The 18,101-nt window shown below is 66.8% G+C and carries 19 protein-coding genes and 1 pseudogene; 12 read left to right on the top strand and 8 right to left on the bottom strand.

Going from position 1 to position 18,101, the window contains the following annotated elements; genetic code table 11:
* Positions 1 to 13 precede the first annotated feature (13 nt).
* Genes ACUJB0_RS15215 through ACUJB0_RS15205 form a run of 3 tightly spaced genes read left to right on the top strand, consistent with a single transcriptional unit; the run spans position 14 to position 2,217 of the window.
* A complete protein-coding gene (locus ACUJB0_RS15215) occupies positions 14 to 1,603 on the top strand; it encodes a sensor histidine kinase (RefSeq protein ID WP_444845957.1) in 1,590 nt (529 codons plus the stop codon).
* A 10-nt stretch (positions 1,604 to 1,613) separates the two neighbouring features.
* Positions 1,614 to 2,018: a DUF3224 domain-containing protein gene (locus ACUJB0_RS15210; protein WP_444845956.1), complete on the top strand. Its 405-nt coding sequence runs from the start codon at positions 1,614 to 1,616 to the stop codon at positions 2,016 to 2,018.
* Positions 2,019 to 2,046: 28 nt separating this feature from the next.
* Positions 2,047 to 2,217: a hypothetical protein gene (locus ACUJB0_RS15205; protein WP_444845955.1), complete on the top strand. Its 171-nt coding sequence runs from the start codon at positions 2,047 to 2,049 to the stop codon at positions 2,215 to 2,217.
* Positions 2,218 to 2,226: 9 nt separating this feature from the next.
* Here the strand turns inward: ACUJB0_RS15205 and ACUJB0_RS15200 are convergent, their stop codons facing one another.
* Entirely contained in the window at positions 2,227 to 2,574 is a 348-nt protein-coding gene (locus tag ACUJB0_RS15200) for a PEP-CTERM sorting domain-containing protein (RefSeq protein WP_444845954.1), read from the bottom strand.
* A 242-nt stretch (positions 2,575 to 2,816) separates the two neighbouring features.
* Here ACUJB0_RS15200 and ACUJB0_RS15195 point away from each other — a divergent pair, with 242 nt between their 5' ends.
* The 5 genes from ACUJB0_RS15195 to ACUJB0_RS15175 all read left to right on the top strand — a co-directional run bounded on the left by ACUJB0_RS15195 (position 2,817) and on the right by ACUJB0_RS15175 (position 8,070).
* The gene (locus tag ACUJB0_RS15195) at positions 2,817 to 3,698 is read left to right on the top strand and encodes a ChaN family lipoprotein (protein ID WP_444845953.1); all 882 of its coding nucleotides are present in this window, start codon (positions 2,817 to 2,819) and stop codon (positions 3,696 to 3,698) included.
* A gap of 4 nt (positions 3,699 to 3,702) precedes the next feature.
* Complete coding sequence (locus tag ACUJB0_RS15190) at positions 3,703 to 4,023, top strand: thioredoxin family protein (RefSeq protein ID WP_444845952.1); 321 nt, start codon at positions 3,703 to 3,705, stop codon at positions 4,021 to 4,023.
* Between the two features lie 80 nt (positions 4,024 to 4,103).
* The gene (locus tag ACUJB0_RS15185; RefSeq protein WP_444845951.1) at positions 4,104 to 5,396 is read left to right on the top strand and encodes an MFS transporter; all 1,293 of its coding nucleotides are present in this window, start codon (positions 4,104 to 4,106) and stop codon (positions 5,394 to 5,396) included.
* A gap of 191 nt (positions 5,397 to 5,587) precedes the next feature.
* Positions 5,588 to 6,988, top strand: coding sequence for an MFS transporter (locus ACUJB0_RS15180; protein ID WP_444845950.1), 1,401 nt, complete (start codon positions 5,588 to 5,590; stop codon positions 6,986 to 6,988).
* 89 nt (positions 6,989 to 7,077) lie between these two features.
* A complete protein-coding gene (locus tag ACUJB0_RS15175; protein ID WP_444845949.1) occupies positions 7,078 to 8,070 on the top strand; it encodes a LacI family DNA-binding transcriptional regulator in 993 nt (330 codons plus the stop codon).
* Between the two features lies 1 nt (position 8,071).
* Here ACUJB0_RS15175 and ACUJB0_RS15170 read toward each other — a convergent pair whose 3' ends face one another.
* Genes ACUJB0_RS15170 through ACUJB0_RS15150 form a run of 5 tightly spaced genes read right to left on the bottom strand, consistent with a single transcriptional unit; the run spans position 8,072 to position 12,571 of the window.
* Positions 8,072 to 8,983, bottom strand: a complete 912-nt coding sequence (locus ACUJB0_RS15170) for a dihydrodipicolinate synthase family protein (protein ID WP_444845948.1) — start codon at positions 8,981 to 8,983, stop codon at positions 8,072 to 8,074.
* A 43-nt stretch (positions 8,984 to 9,026) separates the two neighbouring features.
* Positions 9,027 to 10,292 (bottom strand): FAD-dependent oxidoreductase, encoded by a 1,266-nt coding sequence (locus tag ACUJB0_RS15165; protein ID WP_444845947.1) that lies wholly within the window; start codon positions 10,290 to 10,292, stop codon positions 9,027 to 9,029.
* Entirely contained in the window at positions 10,289 to 10,543 is a 255-nt protein-coding gene (locus ACUJB0_RS15160) for a 2Fe-2S iron-sulfur cluster-binding protein (protein WP_444845946.1), read from the bottom strand. Before ACUJB0_RS15160 ends, ACUJB0_RS15165 begins: the two co-directional genes overlap by 4 nt.
* Complete coding sequence (locus tag ACUJB0_RS15155) at positions 10,536 to 11,642, bottom strand: NAD(P)/FAD-dependent oxidoreductase (RefSeq protein WP_444845945.1); 1,107 nt, start codon at positions 11,640 to 11,642, stop codon at positions 10,536 to 10,538. The genes ACUJB0_RS15160 and ACUJB0_RS15155 overlap by 8 nt, the downstream gene beginning before the upstream one ends.
* Positions 11,639 to 12,571: a 4-hydroxyproline epimerase gene (locus ACUJB0_RS15150; RefSeq protein ID WP_444845944.1), complete on the bottom strand. Its 933-nt coding sequence runs from the start codon at positions 12,569 to 12,571 to the stop codon at positions 11,639 to 11,641. Before ACUJB0_RS15150 ends, ACUJB0_RS15155 begins: the two co-directional genes overlap by 4 nt.
* Before the next feature lie 48 nt (positions 12,572 to 12,619).
* Between ACUJB0_RS15150 and ACUJB0_RS15145 the strand changes: the two genes are divergently transcribed.
* Positions 12,620 to 13,456, top strand: coding sequence for a helix-turn-helix domain-containing protein (locus ACUJB0_RS15145; RefSeq protein ID WP_444845943.1), 837 nt, complete (start codon positions 12,620 to 12,622; stop codon positions 13,454 to 13,456).
* Positions 13,457 to 13,469: 13 nt separating this feature from the next.
* Here ACUJB0_RS15145 and ACUJB0_RS15140 read toward each other — a convergent pair whose 3' ends face one another.
* On the bottom strand, positions 13,470 to 14,474 hold the full coding sequence (locus ACUJB0_RS15140; RefSeq protein WP_444845942.1) for a YeiH family protein: 1,005 nt from the start codon (positions 14,472 to 14,474) through the stop codon (positions 13,470 to 13,472).
* Positions 14,475 to 14,572: 98 nt separating this feature from the next.
* Between ACUJB0_RS15140 and ACUJB0_RS15135 the strand changes: the two genes are divergently transcribed.
* From ACUJB0_RS15135 to sorB, 3 genes are read left to right on the top strand one after another with little or no spacing between them, the layout of a single operon-like run.
* Entirely contained in the window at positions 14,573 to 15,475 is a 903-nt protein-coding gene (locus ACUJB0_RS15135; protein WP_444845941.1) for a LysR family transcriptional regulator, read from the top strand.
* A 33-nt stretch (positions 15,476 to 15,508) separates the two neighbouring features.
* Positions 15,509 to 16,762, top strand: a complete 1,254-nt coding sequence (sorA, locus tag ACUJB0_RS15130) for a SorA family sulfite dehydrogenase catalytic subunit (protein WP_444845940.1) — start codon at positions 15,509 to 15,511, stop codon at positions 16,760 to 16,762.
* Positions 16,763 to 16,772: 10 nt separating this feature from the next.
* Positions 16,773 to 17,111 (top strand): SorB family sulfite dehydrogenase c-type cytochrome subunit, encoded by a 339-nt coding sequence (gene sorB / locus ACUJB0_RS15125; protein ID WP_444845939.1) that lies wholly within the window; start codon positions 16,773 to 16,775, stop codon positions 17,109 to 17,111.
* A 4-nt stretch (positions 17,112 to 17,115) separates the two neighbouring features.
* On the opposite strand, the pseudogene ACUJB0_RS15120 reads toward sorB, so the two are convergent.
* A pseudogene (locus ACUJB0_RS15120) lies at positions 17,116 to 18,048 on the bottom strand (purine-nucleoside phosphorylase); the annotation flags it as partial.
* Positions 18,049 to 18,101 lie beyond the last annotated feature (53 nt).

Below are 18,101 nucleotides of genomic sequence, written 5' to 3'. Positions count from 1 at the left end.
GGGAGGTTGGTCGATGTTTGGTATCCAAGGCCGCTTGACGCTGCTTTTCGTGGTCATCGTCACGTTGGTGCTGGGCATTTCCGGCACCTACGCCCAGTACAGCCTGGGCCACGAGCTGGAAGTGAGCAGCCAGCGCCTGCGCCAGGGCGTGCTGACCCGTCTGCAGACCAGCCTGCCGTCGGCGCTGTGGGACCTGGACAAGGCCAAGGTCGACAACATCGTCGCCGCCGAGATGCTGCCGCCCGAGCTGGTCTCGATTCGCGTGTACGACACCTCGGTCGGCCTGTTCTCCGGCAAGCTGCGCAACGAAAACGGCAGCGTCAGCTCGATCGAGAACGACGCCGCCGTCGGTGGTTCGCCGGTGGTGGCCGACCTGGCCTACCGCGATTCCGGCGCGGCCGGCGCCTCGCTCAAGCCGGTCATCGTCGGCCGCGTGGTGGTCAACTTTAGCCGCGCGCAGATCGACGCCACGCTGGCGGCCGAGGTGCGGCGCAAGGTGATCGAGGTGCTGCTGCTGGACCTGATCCTGGTGGCGGCGCTGGCGCTGTCGCTGCGCATCGTGTTCGATCCGCTCAAGCGCCTGCGCGACGGCCTGTTCGACCTGGCCACGCGCGGCAGCGACGAGGTGGAGGAATTGCCCGACAGCCGGCACGACGAGCTGGGCGAGGTGATCCGCGGCTTCAACGCCATCCAGCGCAAGATCAAATCGAACATCCAGCGCATCCGCGAGGCCGAGGACGAGGCCCGCAAGTCGGCCCAGGCCACGGCCAAGGCGCTCGACGACCTGCGCCGCACGCAGGAGTCGCTGCTGCAGGCCGAGCGGCTGGCCTCGCTGGGCGGGCTGGTGGCCGGCGTCGCGCACGAGATCAACACGCCGGTCGGCATCGCGCTCACCAGCGCCTCGGTGCTGATGGAGGCGACCGAGAAGGTCAACTCGGCCGTGGCGGCCGGCAACATCAAGAAATCCGACATCACGCGCTACCTGGAGACGGCGGCCGAAAGCACGCGCCTGATCATGAACAACGCCTACCGCGCCGCGCACCTGATCCACAGCTTCAAGCAGATCGCGGTCGACCAGGTCAGCGAGGCGCGCCGCCGCTTCGAGCTGCGCGACTACATCAACGAGGTGGTGTCGAGCCTGCAGCCCAAGCTGAAGAAGACGCACATCACCGTCAGCATCGCCTGTCCGCCGGACATCATCCTCGACAGCTATCCGGGCGCGCTGGCCCAGGTCATCACCAACCTGACGCTCAACTGCGTCGAGCACGCCTTCGACCCGGGCGACGAGGGCCGCATCACCATCGGCGTGGCGCAGCAGGGCGACTGGATCGAGATGCAGGTGACCGACGACGGCAAGGGCATCCCGCCGGACATGCTGGACAAGGTGTTCGACCCCTTCGTCACCACCCGCCGCGGGCAGGGCGGCACCGGCCTCGGACTCAATATCGTGTTCAACTTGATGGCCAAGCAGTTTGGCGGCACCATTACGGTGTCCAGCGTGCTGGGACAGGGCGCCAGCTTCGTCCTGCGGATGCCTTGCGTGACGCCGGTGGACGACCCGTCCGCCGCCGCGGCCAGCGCCGACGCCCGCCTCCCCAACTGAAAGGACAGTCATGCCACACATCAGCGGTGAATTCAACGTCAAGATGGCGGTCGAAGCCATGTCGGCCGTGGCGGCCGACAGCGGCATCGGCCGCATGTCGCTCGACAAGCAGTACCACGGCGCGCTGGACGCCGTCGGCAGCGGCGAAATGCTGGCCTACATGGACCGCGAACTGGGTTCGGGCGCCTACGTGGCGATGGAGCGGGTGCAGGGGACGCTGGAGGGACGGCGCGGCAGCTTCCTGCTGTACCACACCGGCACCATGGAGCGCGGGACGCCGGGACTGAAGGTGGCGGTGGTGCCCGATTCCGGGCGCGACGAGTTGTCCGGCCTCGGTGGCACGTTGCAGATCCGCATCGAGGGCGGCAAGCACTACTACGATTTCGACTACACGCTGGGGCCCGCCGTTGCTTAGGCCGGCGGCGCCGCGCTAGAATGCCGCCATGGACAAGGACACACTCAAAGGCTTGGCGATACTGGTAGGCGTGGCGCTGGCGGTGGCGATCTTTGCGGTGCTGGGCACCGAGGACGGCGTCCAGAAACTATCGTGCGTCGGGCGCGCCATCCTGCATGGCGTCGCCATCACCAACATCCATTCGGTGTGCGGCCTGTAGCGGCCGCGTTCAGTCGGTGAAGGTTTCCGACGCTTCGCCGCGGCGCGAGGCGAAACCCAGGACGACCAGGCCCAGCATCAGCATGACAAAGGTTTGCGGTTCCGGCACTTCGGCCACCGGATCGATGGCTTGCTTGTTGTTGGGAGCGTTCGACGCCAACGCCTCGGGTTCGCGATCCCGGGTGGTCTTTTCCGCAGAGGCCGAATCGTTGATGCCGCACGGCGTGGTGCTGTGGGTGTCGCAATGAGCCAGTACAATTGCTGCAGTTGCGACTTCGCCTTTTTCCGGGGCGGCCTGTGCGGCGCCGATGGTACCCAGGGCAAGCAATAATGTTGTTATTAAAGTTGACTTCTTCACGACGTTTCTCCTGACTATGCTGCGGACGCAGGACGTTAAGGCTACATTAAAGCATAAACATTAGATTAACAGCGGACGCTAGTCCAACCGTGCTCTACAAGTTCACATTAGATCATATTTGGTAACATATTGCCATCTGTATTTTTCCGGGGGCAATTTATTCGTGCAACGCAACAACGCTTTTTGCCAGTCTGCCTGTGGCGTACACGATCCCGACTTCGCAACAATTAATTAGATTAGATATGGCCCAGACACAGACGATTTCCACATATAGCGGCACGCCGGGATTGACTTTCGCCGTGGCCGCGCTGGCCTTGCTGGCCGGCTGCGCCAGCGGCGGCAAGCCGGCCGGCGGATCGGCCGCCGCGGTGCCGGCGCCGGCCGGACCCAATCCGCAGGTGCTGCTGCTGGGCGAGGTGCACGACAATGCCGCCGGCCACAAGCTGCGCTACGAGCTGCTGCGCCAGCGGGTGGAGGCGGGCTGGCGCCCGGCCATCGTCATGGAGCAGTTCGACCGCGAAAACCAGGACGTGCTCAACAAGGCCCAGAAAGGCTGCCTGGACGCGCAATGCGTGATCCGCGTGGTCGGCGGCGTCCGCTGGGACTGGCAGCTCTACTATCCGGTGATCCAGCTGGCGCTGACCTACCAGCTGCCGCTGGTGGCCGGCAACCTGTCGCGCGCCGACGCCTCGCGCGTGGTGCGCGACGGCATCGCCGCCACCTTCGACCCGCAAAGCGTGCGCGACTACCACCTGGACCAGCCGCTGCCGGCCGACGTGCGCGCCGGCCAGTACAAGGAAATTCTCGCCGGCCACTGCAACATGCTGCCGGAGATGATGGTCGACGGCATGATCAACGCCCAGGTGTCGCGCGACATCTGGATGGCCAAGATCGTGCGCGACCAGCAGCCGCGCGACGTGGTGCTGATCGCCGGCAACGGCCACGTGCGCAAGGACATCGGCGTGGCGCGCTGGATCAACACGCTGGCGCCGGCGCTGACGGTGCGCAGCGAAGGCTACCTGGAAGACGCCGCCGGCGCCGGCCGCTACGACGCGGTCTACACGGTGGCGCCGCAGCCCCGGCCCGATCCGTGCGCCCAACTTAAATCCAAACCCCTATCCTGACATCATGGAAAAAATCTACACTCCCGCCGCGCCGGACCGCGCCGCCATCGACGCCCTGGCCGGCGCCACGCTGCTGGAGTTCGGCGCCAACTGGTGCGGCCACTGCATGGCCGCGCAGGCCCCGCTGGCACAGGCCTTCGCCGGCCACGAGGGCGTGCGCCACTACAAGGTCGAGGACGGCCCCGGCCGCGCGCTGGGCCGCTCCTACCGCGTCAAACTGTGGCCGACCCTGATCTTCCTGCGCGACGGCCAGGAAGTGGCGCGCCTGGTGCGGCCGCTGCAGGCCGAACCGATCAGCGTTGCCTTTACGCAAATCGATACCTAGGTAACAAGCTTAACTGCTTGGCAGCGGGCAAGGCCGGTGTGTATGATGGGCCGCACCATCCACCCGCAGGAGCGTCAAGCATGAGTCAGTCTCACCCCGGATCGCCCAAGGCCAATTCCCCGGCCACCGTGCTATTTGCCAGCCTGATCGGCACCACGATCGAATTCTTCGATTTCTACATCTACGCCACCGCGGCGGTGCTGGTGTTCCCCAAGCTGTTCTTCCCGGCCAGCGACCCGGCCGCCGCCACGCTGCAATCGCTGGCCACGTTCGCCATCGCCTTCTTCGCGCGCCCGGTCGGCTCGGCCGTGTTCGGCCACTTCGGCGACCGCATCGGCCGCAAGGCCACGCTGGTGGCGGCGCTGCTGACCATGGGTATCTCGACGGTGGTGATCGGCGCGCTGCCGACCTACGCCTCGATCGGCACGCTGGCGCCGGCGCTGCTGGCGCTGTGCCGCTTCGGCCAGGGCCTGGGTCTGGGCGGCGAGTGGGGCGGCGCGGTGCTGCTGGCCACCGAGAACGCGCCGCCGGGCAAGCGCGCCTGGTACGGCATGTTCCCGCAGCTGGGCGCGCCGATCGGTTTCTTCCTGTCGGGCGGCATCTTCCTGCTGCTGAGCCAGACGCTGACCGACGCCGAATTCTTCAGCTACGGCTGGCGCATCCCGTTCCTGTCGAGCTCGCTGCTGGTGATCGTCGGCCTGTACATCCGGCTGAAGATCCATGAGACGCCGGACTTCCAGAAGGTGCTGGACAAGAACGAACGCGTCAAGGTGCCGGTGGTGACGGTATGGCGCGACCATCGCCGCGTGCTGGTGCTGGGCACGCTGATCGCGCTGGCCACCTTCGTGCTGTTCTACCTGATGACCGTGTTCGCGCTGAGCTGGGGCACCAGCGCGCTCAAGTTCAGCCGTAAGGACTTCCTGATCCAGCAGCTGTTCGCCGTGATCTTCTTCGGCCTGACCATCCCCGTGGCCGCGCTGTGGGCCGACCGCTACGGCCGCCGCGCCACGCTGATCTGGGTCTCGGCCGCGATCGCCGTGTTCGGGCTGGCGATGGCGCCGATGTTCGGTTCCGGCAGCAGCGTGCAGGTGACCGTGTTCCTGTCGCTGGGCCTGGGCCTGATGGGCATGACCTACGGCCCGCTGGGCACCATCCTGTCCGAGCTGTTCCCGGCCGAGGTGCGCTACACCGGCGCCTCGCTGACGTTCAACCTGGCCGGCATCCTGGGCGCCTCGCTGGCGCCGTACGCGGCCACCTGGCTGGCCACCAACTACGGCCTGCAATACGTCGGCTACTACCTGTCCACCGCCGCGGTGATCAGCCTGGTCGCGCTGCTGCTGGCCAAGACTGGCGGCAGCGCCAAGTCCGCTTAATTGCAATAAATGTCATCATACAACGCCGCCATGGCAGCCCTCGCAACGGGCTGGCATGGCGGCGTAATCCCTTGAATAACCGCATCTTTCCGCTTGCCTATCGCGTTTTATAGTTGTACGATGACTTACGACTAGAATGATCTCGTGGAGACCGAGAGATCATCACCCAAAAACCAGAATAGAGTGATGCCATGAACCTGAGCGAGCCTGTGAACGCGCAAGCGGTGGGAGCAACCGTCGGTAAATACCGGTGGACCATCTGCGCGCTGTTGTTTTTTGCCACCACCGTCAACTACCTGGACCGGCAGGTGCTGAGCCTGCTGGCGCCCGACCTGTCCAAGGAATTCGGCTGGAGCAATACCGACTACGCCAACATCGCCGCCGCCTTCCAGTTCGTGTACGCCATCTCGATGCTGTTCGCCGGCCGCGTGGTCGACAAGATCGGCACCAAGGCCGCCTACGTGGTGGCCATCACCGTGTGGTCGCTGGGGGCGCTGATGCACGCCTTCTCGGTGCCGATGGGCGAGGGCGCCGGCGTGCTGCTGGGCGCCTTCGGCATCGCCGCCGCGCCGTCCATCCTCGGCTTCATGATCTCGCGCGCGGTGCTGGCGGTCGGCGAGGCCGGCAACTTCCCGGCCGCGATCAAGGCCACCGCCGAATACTTCCCGAAGAAGGAGCGCTCCTTCGCCACCGGCATCTTCAACTCCGGCGCCAACGTCGGCGCCATCCTGGCGCCGATCTGCGTGCCGCTGATCGCCGGTATCTGGGGCTGGCAGGCCGCCTTCATCATGATCGGCATGCTGGGCTTTATCTGGATGAGCGTGTGGATCACGCTGTACGAGAAGCCGGACCGGCAGAAGCGCCTGTCGGCGCAGGAGCTGGCCTACATCCGCAGCGACCTGCCGCAGCAACAGCAGCAGCCGCAGACGCAGGCGCCGGCCGGCGGCAAGGTCTCGTGGCTGCAGCTGCTGAAGTACCGCCAGACCTGGGCCTTCGCCTTCGGCAAATTCATGACCGACGGCGTGTGGTGGTTCTTCCTGTTCTGGCTGCCGACCTACCTGTCCGCGCAGTACGGCATGAAGGGCGACGCCATCGTCGTGCCGCTGGCGGTCCTGTACAGCATGACGATGATCGGCTCGATCGGCGGCGGCTGGTTCCCCAGCTACTTCATGGCGCGCGGCCACGCGCCGTACGACGGCCGCATGAAAGCCATGCTAGTGATCGCCTTCTTCCCGCTGGTGGTGCTGCTGGCGCAGCCGCTGGGCGCGATCAGCTTCTGGGTGCCGGTGCTGCTGATCGGCGTCGGCGCCTCGGCGCACCAGGCATGGTCGGCCAACATCTTCACCACCGTCTCCGACATGTTCCCGCAAAAGTCGGTAGCCTCGGTGATCGGCATCGGCGGCATGGCCGGCGGCATCGGCGGCGTGCTGCTGACCAAGCTGGGTGGCTGGGTGTTCGACTACTACAAATCGGTCAACGACATCCGCACCGGTTACATGATCATGTTCGGCATCTGCGCCTTGGCCTACCTGGTCGCGTGGAGCGTGATGAAGGCGTTGGTCCCGCGCCACAAGGAGATTACCGACCTCTGATCGGTCCCGGAGCAGAGATGCCGACATGCTAAGATTGTCCTTTGGCGCTGCCGCGGTATGGGCAGCCAGGCATCCCCGATAGTCAGAACATGAAAAAAAACGTAGCAACCATCCGCGACGTGGCGGCGGCGGCCGGCGTCTCCACCGCCACCGTCTCCAAGTTCGTCAACGGCGCGCAGCGCTTCTCGCCGGCGGTGGAGGCGACCATCAAGGAAGTCATCGCCAAGCTGGGCTACCGTTCCAACCCGCTGGCGGCATCGATGATCACCGGCCGCACCAAGAGCATCGGCCTGTCGGTGCTGGATGTCGCCAATCCCCACTTCACCAGCATCGTCAAGGGCGCCAACCGCGTGGCGCTGGCGCACGGCTACACGCTGCTGCTGGTCGACACCGAGGAAAACCCCGACCGCGAACGCCCGCTGCTGGAAGCCCTGAGCCGCCGTGTGGACGGCATCATCATGTTCTCGCGCATGCTGGAATCGGAGATGGACTGGGTGATGGAGCTGGGCAAACCGCTGGTGTATTTCGGCCGGTTGTCGCGGCTGCAGATTCCGTGGGTGATCAGCGACGACCACCGCGGCGCCTACATGCTGGCGCGGCACCTGGTCTCGCAGGGGCACAAGCGGATCGGCTACCTGCGCTTCCCGCGCTCGCGGCGCGACGAGGAGCGGCTGGCCGGTGTGCGCGCCTGCCTGGCCGCGCACGACATGGAACTGACGGTGTATGAAGGCGGCGCGCCGACGGCGGCCGAGGGCGAGCGCGTATGCTCGTCCATCCTGCTGGGCGGCGAGCACCCGGATGCGCTGATCTGCTACAACGACCTGATGGCGCTGGGCTTCATGAAGGCGGCGCAGGCGCTGGGCTTCAAGCTGCCGGAGCAGCTCTCGGTGGCGGCCTTCGACAACATCGAGTACGGCCAATACACTTCGCCGGCGCTGACCACGGTGGACCTGCAGAGCGAGCGTATGGGCGTGGCCGCGATGGAGAAGCTGATCGCCGCCATCGACGGCAAATCCCCCGCCGCCGCCACGATGATCGAGCCGCAGCTGATCCTGCGCGGCTCGACCATCAAGCGCGACTAGCTTAGAACAAGGTGCTGACGTCCGGACGGTTGGCCAGCGCCGCCTGGACCACGGCGGTGACGCGGGCGCGGTCGGCGCCTTGCAGCGGCTGGCGTGGACGGCGCACGTACTCGTTGCCGACGCCGGCCAGCGTTTCCACCAGCTTCAGGTTCTGTACCAGCTTGGTCGAGACGTCCAGGTGCATCAGCGGCATGAACCACTGGTACAGCTTGAGCGCTTCATCCCAACGCTTGGCCTTCATCAGCTTGTACAGCGCCACGGTCTCTTTCGGGAAGGCCACCACCAGGCCGGCCAGCAGGCCGTCCGCGCCCACCGCCAGGCCTTCGAACGACAAGTCGTCCACGCCCATGAACAGCTGGTAGCGGTTGCCGACGGCGTTGCGCAGGTCGGTGATGCGGCGCACGTTGTCGGTCGATTCCTTGATCGCGACGATCCATTCGCAATCGGCCAGTTCCTTGAAGTCTTCCGGCGTCAGGTCCACCTTGTACGACACTGGATTGTTGTAGACCATGATCGGCAGCTGCGACGCCTTGGCGATCACGCGCAGATTGTCCATCGCCTCGCGCGAGTCGGCCGCGTACAGCACCGACGGCATCACCATCAGGCCCTGCACGCCCATCTCGTGCGCCTTCTCGGCGAAGCGGCAGGCGGTGGCGGTGCGCGTCTCGCTGACGTTGACCAGCACCGGCACGCGGCCGGCGGCGACGTTCAGCGCGGTCTTGGTGACGGCCAGCTTCTCGTCGAACGACAGCGTGCTAGCTTCACCCAGCGAGCCGCAGGTCAACAGCGCGTGCACGCCGCTGTCGATCTGGAAGGAGAAGTGCTTCTCCATTTCGGCGTGGTCGAGATCCTCGTTCTCTTTGAACTTGGTGGTTACTGCGGGGAAGACCCCTTCCCATTTTGCTGCTGCCATGCTGTTCTCCTTGTGATGAATCGGTTGTTGTGAATCGGGTGGATTAATCGTCGATGATGCTGGCGATGCGGGCCGGTGAAATCGGCATCCGCACCGCGTCCGGCCGCCAGCCGTACAGCAGTTCGGTGGCGCCGCCGCAGATGCGTCCCTGGCACGGCCCCATGCCGCAGCGGGTTTGCAGCTTGGCGCTGCGCCAGCTGGTGTGCGTACGCAGCTCGTTGTGGCAGACGTCTTCGCAGCGGCAGACGATGGTGTCGTCGCCGGCCAGCGTCAATAACTCCGGCCGCAGCGCGAAGGCGCGTTCCAGCCTTGCCGCGAATTTTTTCCAGCGCGCGCGTTCGGCGTACAGTTCCTGCGCGGCGGCCGGCTTGCCGCAGGCCGCCAGGCCGGCGATGCGGCCCTCCGCCAGCGCCAGGTCGACACCGCCGACGCCCGTGCCTTCGCCGGCGCAGTAGACGCCGGGCACGGAGGTCAGCTGCGCTTCGTCCACCTGCACGGCCGTTTGTCCGTTCTTCGATGTCGTGGCGCAGCCCAGTGCCAGCGCCAGTTCGACGTTGGGCAGCAGGCCGTAGCCGCAGGCCAGGTAGTCGCATTGCAGCGCTTCCAGCTCGCGCGCGCCGCCGCGCTGTATCAGGATCGATTGCAGCGTGCCGTCGCCATGCGCCGAATGCACATAGCTGTCGCGCAGGTAGGGGATGCCGCTCAGCTGCGCCGCCAGTTGCAGCGCCTGCGTGATCTTGGACGGCGTCGCCAGCAGGCCGAATCCGAAGCGCGCCAATGCCGGCAAGGACGCCTGCTCGATGATGGCGGCGATTTCCGCGCCCTTGGCGGACAGCGTCGCGGCCACCGCCAGCAGCAGCGGGCCGCTGCCCGCCACCACCACGCGTTTGCCCAGCAGCGGATAGCCGCCCTTGGCCAGGGCTTGCAGGCCGCCGGCGCCGGTCACACCGGGCAGCGTCCAGCCGGGGAAGGGCAGCAGCCGCTCGCGCGCGCCGGTGGCCAGTATCAGTTTTTCGTATTGCAGCGTGGCCGACGACGTTGGCGTCTGCACTTGCAGCTGCCCCGGCTCCGGCGCGTACAGCACCCGCGTCTGCGGCAGGTAGGCGACGTTCGGGGCGGTGCGCAGGTCGCTCCACAATCTTGGCGCGCGCGGGTCCTGCTGCTGCTCCGGACCGCCGCGCCAGATCTGGCCACCGGCCAGCGGATTGTCGTCGACCAGGCCGACCTGCGCGCCTTGCACTGCGGCGGCATGCGCGGCCGCCAGTCCGGCCGGTCCCGCGCCGATCACCAGGATGTCGTAGCGGCTCATGGTCGGGACTCGCAGGTGATCACGTGCATGCCGTCGGCGCACAACGTCTGGCATGACAGCTGGTGCATGCGGCCGTCGATGGTGACGCGGCATTCCTGGCAGACGCCCATGCCGCACAAGGGCGCGCGCGCAGCGCCGCGCACCGAGCGCCGGGTGACGGCGCTGCCGGCCATGGCGATCGCCGCGGCCACGCTGACACCTTGCGCCACGTGGACGTCATGGCCGTTGATGTTGAGGACGACGTCAGTCATTGAAGCGCCCCGGCAGGTAAGGAGTGTAGGGGATGCGCGTGCTGTCGCCGGTCATCTGCGCGGCCAGCAGCTGCGCCGTCGCCAGCGAGGTGGTGATGCCCAGGCCTTCGTGTCCGGTCGCCAGCCACAGTCCGCGCCGCGCGGCGTGGGGGCCGATCAGCGGCATGCCGTCCGGCGTGGCGGCGCGCAGGCCGGTCCAGCAGCGCAGCACGTTCAGTTGCGCCAGGGCTGGCGTGAACGTGGCGGCATGGCGCAGCATGCGTTGCAGCATGGCCGGCTCCACCGCCAGGTCGATCGTGTCGAACTGGCGGGAGGAGCCGATCAATACTTGTCCGGTAGGACGGGGCTGCAAATTGAACGCGACCGAGTCGCCGCTGGCGGCGTGGGCGCTTTTGATGTATCCCAGTTCCACCAGCTGGTGGTGGACAAAGCCGGGATAGCGGTCGGTGATGGCGATGTGTCCCTTCTTCGGCTGCACCGGCAGTTCCGGCAGCAGCGCGGCCGAACGCGAACCGGCGGCCAGCACCACTTGCGACGCCTGGTGGCGCGTGCCGTCGGCCAGCAGCACGCCGTTGTTTTCGATGGCGGCGACGCTGCCGCGCAGCGTGGTGGCGCCGCGGTGCATCGCGCGGTCCAGCAGGATGCGCGTGCTCTTGGGCGGATAGACCAGGCCATCGCCGGGCACTAGCAGGCCGCCGGCCAGGCCGGTGCGCAGTTGCGGTTCGCGCGCATACAGCGTGGCGGGCGACAGCATTTCGCAGGGCAGGCCGTAGGCGCTCAGGGTGTCGGCCTTGACGCGCGCCGCGTCCATTTCCTCTTCGTCGGCGGCCACCCAGATGGTGCCGCAACGGCTGTATTCATGGCGTTGGGGCAGGTCGCCCACCAGCGAATTCCACAGCGAGACCGAATACGCCGACAGCGCCAGCTCCGCCGGGTTGTCGTCCATGACCACCAGGTGGCCCATGCCGGCCGCGGTGGCGCCGCCGCCGGGCATGTCCTGTTCGATCACCATCACCCGCAGGCCGCGCTGGCTGAGCGCATCCGCACAGGCGGCACCGACGATGCCGGCGCCGATGACGATCACGTCGTTCTCGGTCACCGTATGCCCCAGACGAAAGGATCGGTCGGATCGAGGATCAGCTGCGCCTGCGAGTTGACCCATGCGCGGCCGCGGATGCTGGGGATCAGCTGCTCGCCGCGATAGCGGTACGAGGCTTCGAACACGCTGCCGATCACGCTCTCCTGCTTCCACAGCGCGCCCTCGGCCAGTTTGCCGTCGGCCGCCAGGCACGCCAGCTTGGCGCTGGTGCCGGTGCCGCAGGGCGAACGGTCGTAGGCCTTGCCGGGGCAGAGCACGAAGCTCTGGCTGTCGGCGCCGGTGCGCGATGGCGCGAACAATTCGATATGGTCGATCAGCGCGCCGCCGTCGCCGGTGATGCCGGCCCGTTCCAGCGCCGCGCCCACGGCCACGCTGTAGGCGGTCAGCGCTTCTACGTTGCCAACGCCCAGTTCCAGTCCATGACCGGAAACCAGGAAGAACCAGTTGCCGCCCCAGGCGACATCGCCGGTGACCGGGCCGTGGCCAGGCACCTCGACGGTGACCTGCGCCTGGCTGCGGTAGGAGGCCACGTTGTCCACGGTGACGCTGCCATCCGCGTGCAGCTCCGCCTCCACCACGCCCACCGGGGTATCGATGCGGTGGCGGCCGGCGCCGATGCGGCCCATGTAGGCCAGCGACGCGACCAGGCCGATGGTGCCGTGGCCGCACATGCCGAGGTAGCCGACGTTGTTGAAGAAGATGACGCCTGCCGCACAATCGGGGGCGTGCGGCTCGCACAGCAGCGCGCCGACCAGCACGTCCGAGCCGCGCGGCTCGCAGACCACGGCGGAGCGGAAGCGGTCATGTTCGCGTTTCAGCACTGCGAGCCGCTCGCTGAGCGGGCCTTGGCCCAGTTCCGGGCCGCCGTCTATGACCAGGCGGGTCGGTTCGCCGCCGGTGTGGGAGTCGATGATGGAGATGTTTTTCATGCTCAAATCTTAGGCTTCCCGAGGCTTGCTGTCTTGCATCTCCTGCGCATGATCGATGACGAAATCTGCACAATCGCGATAAAACAGGAGACGCCGCCCCGCGCCGCTGGCACAATCGCCTTCATGCATACAGAACTCCCTCACGACGACGCCCGCCGCGCCCTGGGCGCGGGCATCGCCGATCCCTTTTTTTCCGAAGCGCTGTTCGACGCGCTGCCGGATGTGGTTTTCTTCGTCAAGGACGTGGAGTGCCGCTACGTGGTGGTCAACCAGACGCTGGTCCAGCGTTGCGGCCAGCGGCATAAATCGGCGCTGATCGGGCGCACGCCGGCCGAGGTGTTCGCCCGTCCGTTCGGGCAGACCTACCTGGCGCAGGACATGGCGGTGCTGGCCGGCGGTAACGACATCGAAGACCAGCTGGAACTGCACTTGTATCCCAACCGCGATCCCGGCTGGTGCCTGACGCGCAAGACCGCGCTGCGCGACGCCGATGGCCGCATCGTCGGCCTGACCGGCGTCTCGCGCGACCTGGCGATGGCCGACAAGAAGAATCCCGCATACCGCAAGGTGGCGGCGGCGGTGAACCTGATCCACCAGGAATACGGCCAGACCTTGCAGCTGGCCGAGCTGGCGCGCACCGCCCACATGTCGGTGGCGCAGATCGAGCGCTACTTCCTGCGCATCTTCCACCTGACGCCGCGCCAGATGATCATCCAGACCCGGGTCGAAGCGGCCTCGCGGTTGTTGAAGGGGACGGCCAGCGTGGCCGAAATCGCCCAGGCCTGCGGCTACGGCGACCACTCCGCCTTCACCCGCCAGTTCAAGGCCACCACCGGCGTCACGCCGACGCAGTACCGGCAGGCGGTGGCGGGCAAGGGCGGTTAAGCGGCGGCGGGCCTCAGGCGATACCCAGCAGTTTGATCAGCAAGAAGCTGACGACGGCGAGGCCCAGCAGCGACAGCACCACCACCGCCGCGACCCGGCCACCGGCGCGCAGCACGGCGCGCGCGTCCACGCCCAATCCCAGCGCGGCCATCGACATGATGGTGAAGAAGTTGGCCGCCTCGCGCGCCGGCGCCAGCGCGGCCGCCGGGATCGCGCCGAACGAGCGCAAGGCCAGCAACAGCAGGAAGCCGGCGATAAACCACGGCACCAGATGCGACAGCGCGGGCCGCGATCGGCCTTCGCGCGGCGCGAACAGCGACAGCGTCAGCACCACGGGACCCAGCATCAGCACCCGCACCAGCTTGACCAGCGTGCCGACATGCACGCTGCTGACGGCCACCGAGCCGGTGGCGGCCAGCACCTGCGGCACCGCGTACACCGTCAATCCTGCGAACACGCCGAACTGCACCGGCGAGAACGACAGCAGCGACACCATCAACGGCAGCACCAGCACCACAACCACGCCCAGCACGGCGGTGAAGGCGATGGCGGCGGCGACATCCTTGCCGTCGGCGTCGATCACCGGGGCGACGGCGGCGATGGCGGAATTGCCGCAGATCGAATTACCGCAGGCGATCAGGATGGCCATCTTGCGCGGCAGCCCGAAGGCGCGGCCGATGGCGAAGCTGAGCGCGATCGCGATCGCCACCACGGCGGCGATCCCGCCAATCAAGCCGATGCCGTTCTCCAGTAGCGAGCGCGCGCTGACCGATGCGCCCAGCAGCACCACGGCGATCTCCAGCAGCAGCTTGGCGCCGACCTGGATGCCCGCCTCGAAGCGCTGCTCAAGAGGCAGCAGCGTGCGGATGGCGGTGCCCAGCAGGATGGCCAGCACCAGGCTTTCCAGCCATGCGCGGCCCAGTAGCGCGCTCTCCACGGCTTCCAGCGCGTAGGCGGAGGCGGTGACCACGCAGCAAAGCGCCAGGCCGGGCAGGGCGTCTGTCATGGTTTTGTTCATTGCGTCATCCTTGATGGTTCGATAAGCGGAATTATCAAGTCGACAGATCGTTGCGTCCATCTTACAATTTATGACGATTCATTCAATCAAATCAAACAATGACACTCGAACAATTACGCATCTTCGTGGAAGTCGCCGAGCGCCAGCACCTGACGCAGGCGGCCAGCGCGCTGGCGCTCACGCCTTCCGCCGTCAGCGCCTCCATCAAGGTGCTGGAGGAGCGCTACGGCACGCCGCTGTTCAACCGCGTCGGGCGGCGCATCGAAACCAGCGAGGCTGGCCGTATCTTCCTGGTGGAGGCGCGCCGCACGCTGGCCAGCGCCCGCACCGCCGAACTGACGCTGGCCGAATTGGGTGGCATGAAGCGCGGCACGCTGACCATACAGGCCAGCCAGACCATCGCCAGCTACTGGCTGCCGCAGTTCCTGGTGCGCTTCCGCCAGGCCTGGCCGTCGATCACGCTCGATGTCGCGGTCGATAACACTCAGAACGTGGCGCAGGCCGTGGTGCAGGGCGTCGCCGATCTCGGATTCGTGGAAGGCGCGATCGACGAGCCGGCGCTGCTGGCCGAGCCGGTGGCGCAGGACCGCATGGTGGCGGTGGTCGCGCCGGATCATCCCTGGGCGGTCGGCAAGGCGCTGCGGCCGGCGCAGCTGCTGGCGGCCCAATGGATACTGCGCGAGGAAGGCTCGGGCACCCGCTCCGCGTTCGAGGCGGCGCTGGCGGCGCGCGGCATCCCGGTGGATGCGCTGCAGGTCGCGTTGTCGCTGCCGTCGAACGAGGCGGTGCGCTCGGCCGTGATGGCGGGGCCGTTCGCCACCGTCGTGTCGGAGCTGGTGGTGGCCTCGCATTTGAAGGCCGGCTTGCTGGCCAAGGCCAACTTCAAGATGGCGGGGCGCGACTTCCTGATGCTGCGCCATCGGGAGCGTTACAAGAGCAAGGCGTCGATGGCGCTGGAACAACTGATTCGGGAGATGCGCGCCGATTTGTGGCAATATTGACGCCGTTATCATCACAACAATTCGGAGACCGGTATGGCGACTAAAGCGTTGGTATTGACAGCGGAGGCGCTGCGGCGCCGTTCCTTTTTGCGGCAGGCTGGCACGCTAGGCGCGGCCGCAGCTTTCGGCAGCCAGGCGCTGGAAGTCTTCGCAGCGGAGGCGGGCCGCGTCACGCTGCCGTTCGAAAATGGCGAGCGCGAACTGGTCGCCTATCCGCAGAAGCGGCCGCTGATCCTGCTCACCGCCCGTCCGCCGCAACTGGAAACGCCGTTCAGCGTCTTCAACGAATCGGCGATCACGCCCAACGACGCTTTCTTCGTGCGCTACCACTGGAGCGGCATTCCGACCTCCATCGATCCGCAGACGTATCGCCTGCGCGTGGGCGGCAACGTCAACACGCCGCTGGAGTTGTCGCTCTCCGACCTGCGCCAGATGGCCGATGCGACCGAGTTGGTCGCCGTGGTCCAATGCTCGGGCAACAGCCGTGGGCATTTCGAGCCGCGCGCCAACGGCGGCCAGCTGTCGAACGGCGCCATGGGCAACGCCCGCTGGACCGGCGTCCCGCTGCGCAAGGTGCTGGAGAAGGCCGGCGTGAAAGCCGGTTCGGTGCAGGTGGCCTTCAATGGCCTGGACACGCCGCCGCTCGGCGATGGCCCGGATTTCGTCAAGGCCCTCAATCTCGATCACGCGCTGGACGGCGAAGTGATGCTGGCCTGGCAGATGAACGGCGCCGACCTGCCGATGTTGAACGGCTATCCGCTGCGCCTGATCGTGCCCGGCTACTACGGCACCTATTGGGTCAAGCACCTGTCCGACATCACCGTGACCGACAAGGTGTTCGACGGCTTCTGGATGAGCACCGCGTACCGCATCCCGGATAACCAGTGCGCCTGCACCGAACCAGGCAAGGCGCCAACCAAGACCGTGCCGATCAACCGCATGAACGTGCGCTCCTTCATCACCAGCCTGGCCAACGGCGCGCACGTCAAGACCGGACAGCAGACGGTCGTGCGCGGCATCGCGTTCGACGGCGGCTATGGCGTGAGCGAGGTGGCCTTCTCGGCGGACGGCGGCAAGACCTGGCAGGCCGCGCAACTGGGCAAGGACCTCGGCAAATACTCGTTCCGCGAATGGAGCGCGGCGTTCACGCCCAAGCAGAAGGGCAGCCACGAGCTGCTGGTGCGCGCGGTCAACCGCATCGGCCAGGGCCAGCCCGCCAGCGCCTTGTGGAACCCGCCCGGCTACATGCGCAATGTGGTCGAATCGACGCGCATCGTCGCCGTTTAAGGAGAGCCCCATGATGATCCGTTCCCTGCTTGCCGCCGCCCTGATGACCGCCGCCCCCGCGTTCGCGCTCGACATCAACCTGCCGCCTGAAACCGCGCTGTTCAAACCCAGCACGCTGCCGGGTTATGCGCTGGTGCAGAACAACTGCATGCTGTGCCACTCGGTGCACTACATTCAATCGCAGCCGCCGGCATCGCCGCGCGCGTATTGGGAAGCCACGGTGAAGAAGATGAAGAAGCCGTTCGGCGCCACCTTCGCGGACGCCGATATTCCCGACATGGTCGACTATCTGGTCAAGACCTACGGCGCCGAACGGCCGCCCGCGACAAAGCCTGCCGCCACCAAATGAACGATCACTGACCCGGCACGCCGCGCTTCCACGCGGCCCAGTTGCCGATGATGTTCTGGATGACCGGCCGGGCGGTCAGCGCGAGGTTGGCCGCTGCGGGCGCGAAGCCGCCTTGCTGCGTGTAGTTCAGCAGCACGTCGCTGTCGCTCTGTCCCGGATGCGGACGGTCGACGTCCGAGCCGGCGCGCAGGATCAGTACGCGCTTGAAATCCACCTTCCCGGCGGCCGCGCCGCGCCGCAGCACTTCGAGTGTCGAGTTGTCCTCCTGCTGCGCGGTGCAATACCTGGCCTTGCCGTCGGTGAGCAGCGCGGACCAGCTCTCGGCGCGGCCGGCCAGCGCGGCGCCGCCGAACCAGGTGTCGGTTGATGCGGTGTCACAGCGCAGCACTGCCGGTGGCTGGTTGGCCGGAGCTGTATCGAAGTTGGCCCGATAGGCGATGGCGGCGGGCGAATCGCCGAGCGTGACGTTTTTGGAGAGCTGATACGCGCGCGCCACCAGCTCGGGATTGAGCTGGAAGAATTCGGTCCGGTAGCTGAACGTGGGCTTGATGTCCGGCGCGCTGGTGTGGATGCCGAAGTAGCCGCTCGCCCAGTCCTGCGGCATTTCGCGCGCGTCGATCTCGTGCAGCAGCGAGAAGTCCACCGCGTAGTCGGCCCATGCCGTCGAGCCGACGGTGCCCAGCTTGGGATTGATGCCCGCGATACCCGCGATGATGAAGTAGGTGTGGCGCAGGTCGAAGCCGCCGGCATACAGCAGGGCGGCGACGCTGGACGCCGCGTTACTGTAGCCCATGTCGGTGGTGACCTGGCAGACGTCGCTGCGGTTGCAGCGCAGCGCGGGATAGCGTGCGGACAGCCCCGGCACCGGATGCTCGGTCGTCAGCCCAAGCCCGCTGATGAAGGGCGCCGCTTCGCCGGCGAACATATTGATGATCACGACCTTCGGCGCGAAGGCCGCACGGCGGGGCGCGACGCGCGCGGGCGTGGCCA

This window comes from Duganella caerulea, assembly GCF_040362985.1.
In the GTDB taxonomy this organism is placed as follows: Bacteria; Pseudomonadota; Gammaproteobacteria; order Burkholderiales; family Burkholderiaceae_D; genus Rugamonas; species Rugamonas vulcania.
This window is presented reverse-complemented; position numbering and strand designations above follow the sequence as displayed.

Bases quoted from the DNA above. Each gene is read 5' to 3' on its own strand.
- sorB (WP_444845939.1), top strand. From the start codon at position 16,773: ATGATGATCCGTTCCCTGCTTGCCGCCGCCCTGATGACCGCCGCCCCC.
- ACUJB0_RS15150 (WP_444845944.1), bottom strand. From the start codon at position 12,571: ATGAAAAACATCTCCATCATCGACTCCCACACCGGCGGCGAACCGACC.
- ACUJB0_RS15205 (WP_444845955.1), top strand. From the start codon at position 2,047: ATGGACAAGGACACACTCAAAGGCTTGGCGATACTGGTAGGCGTGGCG.
- ACUJB0_RS15175 (WP_444845949.1), top strand. From the start codon at position 7,078: ATGAAAAAAAACGTAGCAACCATCCGCGACGTGGCGGCGGCGGCCGGC.
- ACUJB0_RS15210 (WP_444845956.1), top strand. From the start codon at position 1,614: ATGCCACACATCAGCGGTGAATTCAACGTCAAGATGGCGGTCGAAGCC.
- sorA (WP_444845940.1), top strand. From the start codon at position 15,509: ATGGCGACTAAAGCGTTGGTATTGACAGCGGAGGCGCTGCGGCGCCGT.
- ACUJB0_RS15160 (WP_444845946.1), bottom strand. From the start codon at position 10,543: ATGACTGACGTCGTCCTCAACATCAACGGCCATGACGTCCACGTGGCG.
- ACUJB0_RS15140 (WP_444845942.1), bottom strand. From the start codon at position 14,474: ATGAACAAAACCATGACAGACGCCCTGCCCGGCCTGGCGCTTTGCTGC.
- ACUJB0_RS15215 (WP_444845957.1), top strand. From the start codon at position 14: ATGTTTGGTATCCAAGGCCGCTTGACGCTGCTTTTCGTGGTCATCGTC.
- ACUJB0_RS15170 (WP_444845948.1), bottom strand. From the start codon at position 8,983: ATGGCAGCAGCAAAATGGGAAGGGGTCTTCCCCGCAGTAACCACCAAG.
- ACUJB0_RS15190 (WP_444845952.1), top strand. From the start codon at position 3,703: ATGGAAAAAATCTACACTCCCGCCGCGCCGGACCGCGCCGCCATCGAC.
- ACUJB0_RS15180 (WP_444845950.1), top strand. From the start codon at position 5,588: ATGAACCTGAGCGAGCCTGTGAACGCGCAAGCGGTGGGAGCAACCGTC.
- ACUJB0_RS15195 (WP_444845953.1), top strand. From the start codon at position 2,817: ATGGCCCAGACACAGACGATTTCCACATATAGCGGCACGCCGGGATTG.
- ACUJB0_RS15135 (WP_444845941.1), top strand. From the start codon at position 14,573: ATGACACTCGAACAATTACGCATCTTCGTGGAAGTCGCCGAGCGCCAG.
- ACUJB0_RS15185 (WP_444845951.1), top strand. From the start codon at position 4,104: ATGAGTCAGTCTCACCCCGGATCGCCCAAGGCCAATTCCCCGGCCACC.
- ACUJB0_RS15165 (WP_444845947.1), bottom strand. From the start codon at position 10,292: ATGAGCCGCTACGACATCCTGGTGATCGGCGCGGGACCGGCCGGACTG.
- ACUJB0_RS15145 (WP_444845943.1), top strand. From the start codon at position 12,620: ATGATCGATGACGAAATCTGCACAATCGCGATAAAACAGGAGACGCCG.